General features: G+C 38.7%; 8 protein-coding genes. 5 read left to right on the top strand and 3 right to left on the bottom strand.

What is annotated here, in order from left to right:
* Positions 1-60 precede the first annotated feature (60 nt).
* From RDY04_RS09425 to RDY04_RS09415, 3 genes are all read left to right on the top strand, one after another.
* On the top strand, positions 61-2,658 hold the full coding sequence (locus RDY04_RS09425) for an SEC10/PgrA surface exclusion domain-containing protein (RefSeq protein ID WP_303952251.1): 2,598 nt from the start codon (positions 61-63) through the stop codon (positions 2,656-2,658).
* A gap of 285 nt (positions 2,659-2,943) precedes the next feature.
* Positions 2,944-4,098 carry a DUF6287 domain-containing protein gene (locus RDY04_RS09420; protein ID WP_303952249.1) on the top strand — a complete coding sequence of 385 codons (1,155 nt, stop codon included), beginning with the start codon at positions 2,944-2,946 and terminating at the stop codon, positions 4,096-4,098.
* A 29-nt stretch (positions 4,099-4,127) separates the two neighbouring features.
* The gene (locus tag RDY04_RS09415) at positions 4,128-4,709 is read left to right on the top strand and encodes a hypothetical protein (protein ID WP_303952247.1); all 582 of its coding nucleotides are present in this window, start codon (positions 4,128-4,130) and stop codon (positions 4,707-4,709) included.
* A gap of 199 nt (positions 4,710-4,908) precedes the next feature.
* On the opposite strand, the gene def is transcribed toward RDY04_RS09415, so the two are convergent.
* Both def and RDY04_RS09405 read right to left on the bottom strand, forming a co-directional pair.
* Positions 4,909-5,523, bottom strand: coding sequence for a peptide deformylase (gene def, locus RDY04_RS09410; protein ID WP_002883663.1), 615 nt, complete (start codon positions 5,521-5,523; stop codon positions 4,909-4,911).
* Between the two features lie 93 nt (positions 5,524-5,616).
* Positions 5,617-6,255, bottom strand: coding sequence for a cyclic nucleotide-binding domain-containing protein (locus RDY04_RS09405; protein WP_303952245.1), 639 nt, complete (start codon positions 6,253-6,255; stop codon positions 5,617-5,619).
* Positions 6,256-6,362: 107 nt separating this feature from the next.
* Between RDY04_RS09405 and RDY04_RS09400 the strand changes: the two genes are divergently transcribed.
* A complete protein-coding gene (locus RDY04_RS09400; RefSeq protein WP_303952243.1) occupies positions 6,363-7,520 on the top strand; it encodes an MFS transporter in 1,158 nt (385 codons plus the stop codon).
* A gap of 147 nt (positions 7,521-7,667) precedes the next feature.
* Positions 7,668-7,937 (top strand): 30S ribosomal protein S15, encoded by a 270-nt coding sequence (gene rpsO / locus RDY04_RS09395; RefSeq protein WP_003098158.1) that lies wholly within the window; start codon positions 7,668-7,670, stop codon positions 7,935-7,937.
* 239 nt (positions 7,938-8,176) lie between these two features.
* Here the strand turns inward: rpsO and RDY04_RS09390 are convergent, their stop codons facing one another.
* Positions 8,177-8,758, bottom strand: coding sequence for a VanZ family protein (locus RDY04_RS09390; protein ID WP_303952241.1), 582 nt, complete (start codon positions 8,756-8,758; stop codon positions 8,177-8,179).
* Between the last annotated feature and the right edge of the window lie 194 nt (positions 8,759-8,952).

Here is an 8,952-nt window from a genome sequence, read left to right as displayed (position 1 = left end):
GGGATAATTAGTGGGGTATTTTAATTAATGGGGTATTAATATGAAAAAAAGGAGTCTATGATGAATTCTAAGAAAATTATCTCTTCAGTGTCTTTAACGACAGCCATCCTTGCAACAGGTATCATTAGTCAAGAAGCACATGCTGATAGTGTTGATACTACTACGACAACTGTCAGTCAGGCACAGTCCCAACCAGTTACTGCAGAGCAAGTTGCATCTGCAAAAGCAAGTTATGATACGAATCAAGAAGCTCAAGCAAAAGCCCAGTCTGTGGTTGACAGTAAAAAGCAGGCTCTAGACACTGCTAAAGCAAATACTACAACAGCACAAGATGCTGTTGCACAAGCAGAAACAGTTACAGCACAAGCGACAGAAGTTAATATTCAGAGTGCTAAAGAGGCTATCCCAACAGCTGAAGCTAAAGTACAGCCTGCTAAAGAAACTGTTGAAACGGCAAAAACAGATGTAACTACAAAAGAAGCTAATCAGTCGCAAGCCCAAGCAGCCGTTAATGAAGCGCAAGGTAATGTGAATCAAGCTCAGAAAGCAGTTGCAGAAGCGACACAGATTCAGTCTGAGAAACAAACCGCGGTTGATACAAGTGCTAAAGAAGTTGAAACAGCTAAACAAGGTGTCGTCAATGCACAAGCTACAGTGGCTGAGAAGACCGATAAAGTATCACAAGCTAAACAGACCGTTGAAACAGCCAAACAAAATGACGTCAACCTTGATGCTGATACAAAAGAAGCTGAAATCAATGTTGAAAAAGCAGACCAAGCCGCACAAGTTGCAAAAAGTGAAGTTGCTACAGCAAAAGCAAAAGCTGACGAAACAGCACAAGCCCTTAAAGATGCAGAATTCAATCACCCAACACATGTTGTAATGTCTGATGAATTCAAACAAAACTTTAAGCAATATGCATTTGGGTCAATGTCTGATGAAGCTTTAGGAAAAGCTATTGCATCAGAACCGGCGTCACGCAATTTGAACACTGCATACTTATCAACATTTGCGGCTGACACAACCGGTCAAAAGTATGATGTAACTAATCTCCCACTTGAATTACAAACAGAATTGAGCCAATATTTCGCGTATTTGGTTAATGATGTTCGCCAACAACTTGGGCAACCAAAACTTGTTGTAAATACCGATGCTATTAAATTTGCAACGTTAGTAGCTGAAAAATATGATAAAAATCATGACCCATTTAGTGGACATGATAACAAAGCTATTAATGAAGCCGCAAAAGAAATGGGCTACTGGTATAATCGTAAAAACCAAGGTAATGCATACGAAAACTTAGCTGGTAACAGCCCAGATTCAGCATATGATTTAGATTCTAATGGTAATAGTACATATAAGATTGGTGATAAAGTTGAGTTAACTAAATCAGAATTATATAAATTAGTTGCTGAAAATGTAAATGGCTTTATTTATGAAGGTAGTTCAAATGGTCATTATGGTCACGCTATTTCATTAGTAAAACAGCCATCATTAGGTATTGCATTCACACTGAGTCATACTGATTTTGGATTCGGTACAGTTCCGATGATTGAAACACATGTACTATACACACCTGTACATGACATTGTCAACTTTGATAAGAAATTACTTGATGAAAGCAAGAACGTACCTGATTTGGTAATCCCCGATAAGCAAGCTGCAGAAGTTGCAGACCGTGCAGCACAAGCCGCATTGGTAACCGCAACAGCCCAAGCACAAGCAGCTCAAACACATTTTGAACAAGCAAAAGCAGCATATGATGCATTGGTGGCTACACCACGTCAAACAGCTGAAGCGGAAGCTAAATTGGCAACAGCCAAATCAGAGCTTGTAAATGCCCAAACAGCATTAACAAATGCAGAACAAACATTGGCAACTGTAACAGCATCACATACTGATAAAGTAGCTGCTTTGGATATGGCAAAAGCATCACGCGATGAAGCTGTAAATGTTTTGGCCGCAGCACAAAGTAAGTTAGCTGAAGTTAATCAAGAATTAACACAACGTGAAGTTGCTACAACAGTAGCTAAAGCGAAGCTAGCCGAACTTGAACAAGCCTTGAAAGACGCTGAGCAAGCAGTAATAGATGCAAAAGCTACTTATGAGCAACTTGTGAGCGCTAAAGCTAATCTTGAAGCCGCTCGACAAGCTTATGCCCAAGCGGTGACAGCACAAGAAGCTGCTCAAGCTGCCTATGACAAAGCAATGGTAGTGTTAACGAATGCAAAAGCTCAAACGGCATTGAGTGGCACTAAGTATACTAACTTGAAAGCTGCCTATGATGCTCGTATTGCTTATGAAGAGGCTCAAAGAAAGGCAAAAGAAGAAGCAATACACCGACAAGCTGAGCGTGATGCAAAAGCTAAACAAGTAAGACAGGATGTGAAGGGTACCCAGTCTAATCGTGTGAACTCAAATACACATATTGGACTTCCGGCATTTATATCTTCAACAAATGAAGTTCATACGACATCATTTTCTGCAGCTCAAGTAGCAACAGCAGAGGCGACGCAAGCAGTCGTAAACCGTCGTGGTACGACCGACTATCAAGCGCCACTCCCACAAACTGGTGAATCTGATACAGCAGTCTATCTTTTAGCAGGACTAGGCATGCTTGGACTTTCAGGTGTGACAGCTCGTAAACGTCGTGGATAAAGTTGACTTTCCATATTTATTGAATAGAGGTAATGCAAAAGCTGCTATTAGGTGTTTCTCTAGAGGCAAACTTTTTAGGAATGAGTTCTTCTTAAGATGAAGAACTTACCATTGATAAGAAGAATAAGACTATGAAATCAGATAAAGGAATCACCTATGACTATACCTTGGACGGTGATAAATTGACTTTGACTGCTAAAGGTTTGAAAGCTGAATTAACCAAAGAAAAATAATAAAAGAGGAGCTACCTAGATTGTGCTAGGTAGTTCCTTTTGAAAGGGTATTATGAAAAAGAAATTATTAAGTTTTGTATTGTTGTCTAGTCTGTTGCCACTTGTCGCCTGCCAGAAGCTACCAACATCACAGTCGAAAACAAAAAATTCGACTTCAACAACCTCTCAAGTGAAAAAGTCACAAAATGAGACTTCTTCAACCTCAAGTAGTGCTAGTAAAAAAGCAGATAACGAAAAACTCTATGCATCTGTTTTAGATATGTATCGTCCGATTATTGTGAATAAAAGTGTATCTTCTGTTCCTAGTAGTTTAGCAACTGATGAAGCTTATGCAACTAATATTATTTTTGATGCAGTTAATGCGGGTGAAACTATTCAATATAGTTTTGCTGATATTAATAAGGATGGTAAGTATGAACTTCTAATTGGGTCTCCTGAAAGAGTACACGCTATTTATTATCTTAATAATACGGATCAGCCTGTGTTTGCTATTAGTGCTGGGACTTATGCTAAGGGTGGTTATTTGTCTGATATGAAGATTTATAGTGATGGTACCATCTACTGCCAACAATTTCAGAGAATGAGACCAGAAGCTAAGGCAGAAACTTATGAAATTAAGAATGGAGCTTTCAATCAGACACAGTCTGTTGACTTTAGTATGGCAGATACAAAAGATGGCACAAGTCTAGTTGGTCTTAATGGTGCTAGTTTATTTGAACTAGGTCAAGAGTCATGGAAAGATTTTAGTGTTTCCAATGACAGTCAAACTAGTACAAATGAAGCTAAGAATGACTCTAGTAGTAAAGAGAGTAGTTCAAGTAAATCTGATGCTAAACAGTCCGGTATGGATATTAATGCTATTCAAAAAGGTGATTTCTCTAGTGTTGCTGGGACTTGGAAAAATGGTAGAGGTGATACCTTGACTTTTGATAATAACGGTCTGGTTAGTGATAAAGAGAGGGTAACGACTGAATATGCGAAAATTACGGATGGCTACCTTATTGCAGGTACTGGTCCAAAATCAGGCGTAGGACCTGGTGGCGGAGCGATGGCATTTCTTCCTACAGGTGTATTCTTAACGAATGCTGTTACCTCATCAAATGATAACGTAGATGACCAATCAGACAAAAACAAGGATCGTATATGGGCTGGTCAGTCGCTAATTGGCACAACTGATGATAGTTATTTTTATTATAAAGTAAACTAATCTTGTTAATATATATTAGAGGTTAAAATATGAAGCAATTTGGCAAATGGCTGTTGGTTGTTGTAGTGACAATCATAGCTTTGAAATATACTTATGGTCTTCTTTACAATGTTTTTCAGCCATTTAGTGATTTTTTGATTACACATTTATCTTTTCCTAATTGGTTGGCAAATTTCCTAGGTGGAACCTTTCATACTAGTATCTATGTACTTGCTGTCTGGTGGTTTTCTGGCTTCCTTGGTCTGCTTCCTCGTCTTGGTCAGTTCATTGAAAGGTATGGCTGGGTAGTTTTTATTCTTTCGTGGTTAGGTATTAGTGCAACAGTAATTATTGCCCTTCTAGTTCTTGTAGCTATAGCTATTTGTTATTTATTCTCAGAAACAATGAATGAGCCAAGTGAAAGTATCACGATCTCGGGTGGTGGCATGGATACTTCTGTTCAGGATAATATTCGTCGTCAAAATGAAAGAAACAAGGCTTTGGATGAACGTGACCGTATTGAAAGAGGTTTAATTCATCAGAAACGTTGTGCGGAACGTGCGGGAAACCAAGCAGATGTACGATTTTGTCAGGATGCAATAGATTATAATCGGAAGAATTCTCCTCGTTGAGCGTCTTTCAGCCTTTGACCCAAGTTATATCAATCTTCACGGTAATGAAACACTTTACAATATGCTTGTCTGAGGACAGGTTCATATAATGAAAAAAGAATCGACAAAGTCGGTTCTTTTCTACGTTTAACTTAGCTATAAAGTGGCACTAAGGCTTTATCTTCAAACTAAAACCCCAGTATTTCTACTGAGGCTTTCTTTATTCGATAATTAAGAGTCCATCTTTAATGGCGAATGGATTGTCTTTATTGATGCGGTCGTAGAACATAATACCGTTAGTATGGTCGATTTCATGTTGAACAACGATTGAGTTGTAACCACGGAGTTTAACACGTTGCTTTTCGCCCTCTTTGTTGAAATATTCAACAGTTACTCGAGCATGACGAACCACGTAACCAGGAACGTCGCGGTCAACTGAGAGGCATCCTTCACCATCGCCCAAAGCTGCATCCTGAACAGAATGGGCAACTACTTTAGGGTTGTACATAATTTCTTGAAGGCTATATGCCTCTTTTGGTGGGTTACCTTCAGCGTCTTCAGGGTTTGGAACGAGAACAGCGATAATGCGTTTTGAAATATCTAATTGAGGGGCTGCAAGACCGACTCCCCCACGAAGCCCCATTTTTTCGGCAATAACAGGATCTTGTGAGTTACGAAGAAACTGCATCATTTTTTCGCCTAGGATAATGTCTTCGTCTGATAGTGGGAAGGTTACATCTTCAGCGACAGCACGCAAGGTTGGATTTCCTTCGCGAATGATATCATTCATATCAATCATATGGCTGGCGCGGATAATTTTGGTTTGAGCATCCATTTGTTTACCTCTATTTTCTTTGATTTACTTGTTTATAACTATAGCACAAAAGGGTTGAAAATTAAACCATCAAGGGTTAAAGTGAGGCTTTTTCTAATCGATAAAAGCCAGTTTTTCCAAGGTTTGTCTCTCTAAAATACGATAGGTCTTAAAAGCCTCTTTTTCGATAGTCCCCTGATCGATAAATTGTTTGATGACTCGCTGTACATGACGATAGCTAGTCCCAAAACGGGAAGCTAAAATGGAAGGCGATAATTGAAAGATATTCTCTTCTTCACTATTCAAAATATGGGTGGCCAGACGTTCTTTGACAGAGTAGCTAGCATTCGTTGAGGCAGTGATACCTTGCTTATGCAGTGCCATAGCTAGGTTACGTCCAATTTGGTAGAGAAAAACAGGGTCTTTGAGGAGTGCTTCTTTATTATTTAATGGGAGCTGAACTGCTTGAACATCTTCTAAAGCAATGACTGAAGAACCCGCTAATTGATTGGTCATGAGTTCAATATCTCCTAGTAGCTGTGGTTGTTGAGGCATTTCTAGGATGTGTTCTTTACCATTGGACAGGGAGCGAACAATTTTTACCCTACCTGACAAAATGTAGGTCAGCTCAGTGATAGCTTGTCCCTGAGTGCAAATGTAATCGCCTTTTTGAAAGGTGACTTTCTGTAATTGGCTGAGATAGGAGGCTGAGAAGACTTGTTCAAGTTGAGGGTGAATAGTGTGGTTACGCATACATCTCCTTTTTAGGACCTAGGTCCTATTTTTTTAGCTCTTCTTAGATTATAATGAAAAAATAACTATCAGACAAGTAAAGAAAGGATTTTTCTTATTTCCATATTATGACAAGAATTTTAGAGAAAATAAGCTTACTCGGGCTATCTTTGCTTTTGATTTCGGCCTTCTCGATTTCAACCGCTCTACCACCTATGTTGGACTACTATAGTCCAACATATAATGCTTCTCAAGTCGAGCTTTTGGTGTCTGTCCCTTCATTTTCCGTAGTCGCGATGCTCTTACTTAATTCATTTATTGACAAATGGCTAAGTGATAGACAGCTAATTGTGACTGGATTGCTCTTACTTAGTAGTTCTGGGATTTTTCCTTTTTTTGTACAAGCCTATCCTCTTGTCTTACTGTCACGTATTGCTTTTGGAATGGGGATTGGTCTTATCAATGCTAAGGCGATTGCCATCATCAGTCAACGTTATCAAGGTAAAGAGCGAGTTCAGATGTTAGGTATTCGTGGCTCCATGGAGTTGATTGGTGGAGCTTCTTGTTCTCTTTTAGTTGGACAATTACTGAAAATTCATTGGACCTTTGCCTTTCTTATCTATGGTTTTGGTTTTATCATCCTAGCCATGTACCTTCTCTTTGTACCACCGATAGAGCAGATAGAGAAGAAAGAGGTACAAAAAAGTAAACAAGGTTTGAATAAAAAAGATTTTGCTATGATTTCAGGTATGGCTCTTTTGGCAGGTTTTGTGATTTGCATTAATTCATCGATTAGTTTGCGCGTGCCTCTTTTTCAAGTTGATGGTAAGACCATTGTAAGTGGTCAATCAGCTCTGGTCCTTAGTTTGGAGCAGGGCATTGGGATTGTAGCTGGACTTAGCTTTGCTTCATTGCTATCTCACATTAAAAACCGTCTCTTGCCGATGGCCCTGTTTTGCCTATCTATCTGTCTATTTGGAATAGCTCTGGCTAACAACTTGCTGATATTGATTTTGTCTTCTGTTGGTGTTGGTTTCTTTTACAGTATTGTTTTGACCATTATCTTTTATCGTCTTTCTGAATGTATTGCTAGAAATTTGCTGAATAAGGCGACTGCTTATGTCCTCCTAGGATGCAACCTAGGCTCAGCTGTATCCCCTTATATTTTGAAATTGCTGGCACTGGTCTCTTCAAGTTTTAGTTGGATTTTCCTAGCTTATGCTATAGTCAGTTTCTTACTTTTCTTAGGATTTCTTCTGAATTCAAGAGTGGTTAAAAAAGCTTAAGTTAGAAAGTCTCAAACAGTGAATCTTACGATTGACAAAGATTAGTAGATAAGCTAAAATAGAGAGGTCGGAAAGACACACCAACTCTTTCTTGGTTTTAGGAGAGCCAATCCTAAGACTCGGATGGAGCAAAAAAAGGAGAAAAATATGGCAATCTCAAAAGAGAAAAAAAATGAACTCATTGCACAATACGCACGTCACGAAGGTGACACTGGTTCAGTAGAGGTTCAAGTTGCTGTCCTTACTTGGGAAATCAACCACCTTAACGACCACATTAAACAACACAAAAAAGATCACGCTACTTACCGTGGTTTGATGAAAAAAATCGGTCACCGTCGTAACTTGTTGGCATACCTTCGCCGTACAGACGTTAACCGTTACCGTGAGTTGATCAGCTCACTTGGACTTCGTCGTTAATTCAAGATACAAGTGCTTAGGCCTTATATCTTGAATACACGAAATTGAAACTGCTCTATGATGGAGCAGTTTTTATTTTTGACTAGGATTTTAGCTCGAGTTCAAAACAGCTCTCTGGATTCAGAGAGCTATTATTTTGTCTTTTATTCCGAGTATATAAGACGTCTTCGTTTAATATTTTGTATTCATCTAAAAGAGTGCTCTAATAAAACCTCCAGATTTAAGTTCTGTAGGTTTTTCTATGTTAAAATTTTTTTGATTAATGTTTGAAACTGAGGGAGTTGATGAATTGCAGTCCCGACAAGGAGACCTAACATATTTAAGACGATATCTCCTAAATCAAATACTCCCAGATGTCCGAAGTATTGGATGGATTCAACGGAGAAAAGGGCGATGAGACAGAGTAGGAGATTACTCATTCGGGAAGAAAAGAGGAGCCCTAGGGGGATGAACATTAATAGGTTCATGATGGGAACAAAGTGGCTGCCCCAGTATAGTTCCTGAACGAAGGAAAGAGGATTAAGGGATAGCCCTTGGATGCCGATGTTTTTCAAGAAAAGTAGGTAGAAGAGAGAAAGAAAGTAAATGAAATAAAGTAGGAGAAGTGTTTGTTTTTTTATTTTCCTAGTGAGAAGGAGTTTCAAAAAAGCGTAGACGAAGTACCCCAGTAAAATAATAATGACTAGGTTTAGGAAAACTTGGAAGTAGGGACCGTAATGGGCGATATAATGAACATATTGTTCCAGATGTCCTCTGTAAAACCAGTAAGACAAGCTAAGTGAGAGGATTCTTAGTAGGATGTTACTCAATACTTTTTCCACTTTTCCCTTCCTTTTGCATATGATGAGTACATATTATATCAAAAAAATGTTTAAAGAAAGTTAAGAAACTGTAACGAAGATTTTATAGAATAGGTGGGTAGGGCAAAATCAAAGGCTAAAAAGGGACTTTGAAACAGCAATTCTACTTTTGACTAATAATTTTTGTAAGCAGACTATGAAACCTTATAAAATAA

Origin of the sequence: uncultured Streptococcus sp. (assembly GCF_902463925.1) — a bacterium.
Lineage (GTDB): Bacteria > Bacillota > Bacilli > Lactobacillales > Streptococcaceae > Streptococcus.
Note: the sequence above shows the minus strand (reverse complement) of the source record. Positions and strands in the feature narration are given on the sequence as shown.